Here is a 670-nt window from a genome sequence, read left to right as displayed (position 1 = left end):
GATGACGGCGAACATGAACGCGGGTGGCGAGTCGTTGTCGAGCTCGGGCAGCGATGTGATCTCGCGAGTGTTGATCCTCGTTCGCTGACTAATCAACTCAGCCGTTGATTGAGCCGAGTTCTATTCACAGCGTTTCTCAAGATGACGCAGCCGATGTCGCCAAGAGTTTCGGTGACGTACGAGCTCTTGCCGAAACTCTTGGAGAGTTTCGCTACCGGAAGACTCGGCGTTGACGCAGCACTCGCGGAATTTGAATTCGGGTTCATTAGCCGCGTGGCAGTTCGACGTGTCGGCCGGTGCGGATGCTTTCGTAGATGGCTTCGACGCAGATCAGATCGCGTAAGCCTTCTTCGCCCGGGACGGTGCTGTCTCGGTCCTCGAGAATGCATTTGGCGAAGGCGTCCATTTCGACTGCGAACTGGTCAATGTTCTCGCGATCGATCGGCCCTTTGCTGGTCGCGCCTTTGATGCCGCGGTAGTTGTATGCGGGTTCGAGGCCGAACCAGCCTTTTTCGCCGAAGGCTTTGAAACGGTTGATGCCGTTGAAGGCATAAGTGGTTGTGCACGAACAGGTCACGCCGCTGGGCATTTTCATGGTCCATGCGATGGTCTCGTCGACCTCTGCGAATTTCTTTCGGTCGGTCTTGGTTTCTTGCGCGGAGATCACCAC

At 56.3% G+C, this 670-nt stretch carries 1 protein-coding gene; it reads right to left on the bottom strand.

Features of this window, described 5'->3' with window-relative positions; genetic code table 11:
* Window positions 1-265: 265 nt before the first annotated feature.
* The coding region (locus RSSM_RS00730) for a Gfo/Idh/MocA family oxidoreductase (protein WP_044300401.1) at window positions 266-670 on the bottom strand (405 nt) is incomplete at its 5' end.

The sequence above is a fragment of the Aporhodopirellula sallentina SM41 genome, from assembly GCF_000346505.1.
Lineage (GTDB): Bacteria > Planctomycetota > Planctomycetia > Pirellulales > Pirellulaceae > Rhodopirellula > Rhodopirellula sallentina.
This window is presented reverse-complemented; position numbering and strand designations above follow the sequence as displayed.